Source organism: Oleiphilus sp. HI0132, assembly GCF_001635845.1.
Genome location: NZ_LWGJ01001079.1, coordinates 1 through 885, shown reverse-complemented (window position 1 = coordinate 885; position 885 = coordinate 1). Strand labels below are relative to the sequence as shown.

General features: G+C 43.7%; 1 protein-coding gene and 1 pseudogene. Both read right to left on the bottom strand.

Going from position 1 to position 885, the window contains the following annotated elements:
• Positions 1 to 263, bottom strand: a pseudogene (locus tag A3766_RS13830) (formyltetrahydrofolate deformylase); the annotation flags it as partial.
• Positions 264 to 391: 128 nt separating this feature from the next.
• A partial coding sequence (locus tag A3766_RS13825) for a fumarate hydratase C-terminal domain-containing protein (protein WP_197479572.1) occupies positions 392 to 885 on the bottom strand: 494 nt, incomplete at its 5' end.

The window sequence follows — 885 nt, the reverse complement described above, 5'->3', positions numbered from 1 at the left end:
TTCTTAGTATTAGAATCGCTAATACTCCATGACATGGAAAACTCTTTGGCAATGGGTTCAAACACTGTTTTGAAGTTTTCCAGATCAAAAGGAATCGAACTCGCCTTGATCTCATTGCGCATAAAAAACCAGCCGTTCTTCTGGTCGGCATGGTAACTCGCTTCAGTGATCCAACCATTATAAGTTGCCAGAAAGTTACTGACTTTTGCGACTATACCAGTACGGTCAGGGCAAGAAACGACAAGACGATAGGTTTGTTCCATAATATTTTACTGCTTCCACAATCGTTTAAGGACTAATTTGTATTCAGACATAGGCGCTNAAAATAAAAAAGAGAGCCACGAAGACTCTCTTTATTATAGATAGGTCTGAGATAATTCAAGCTTATCTCTTATTCAGACTTTGCCGCAATGATCTTCGCCTGCCATTCTTTTGGCGCAGTCTGGTGAACTGAAATACCCTGACTATCAACGGCAACTGATACTGGCATGTCAACCACATCAAATTCATAAATAGCTTCCATACCTAGTTCAGGGAAGGCAACCACTTCAGCATTCTTGATTGCTTTTGACACCAAGTAAGCCGCGCCACCCACTGCCATCAAGTATACTGATCCGTATTCTTTAATCGCATCAATCGCCACCTGGCCACGCTCGGCTTTACCGATCATGCCCATCAGGCCAGTTTCTTTAAGAATGGTATGTGTAAATTTATCCATACGTGTTGCCGTAGTCGGGCCAGCAGGGCCAACAACTTCCTCACGAACCGGATCAACAGGCCCAACGTAGTATATAAAGCGGCCTTTCAAATCTACTGGCAGCTCTTCACCATTGGCTAGCATCTCAGTCATTTTCTTATGAGCTGCATCGCGGCCAGTCAGCATTT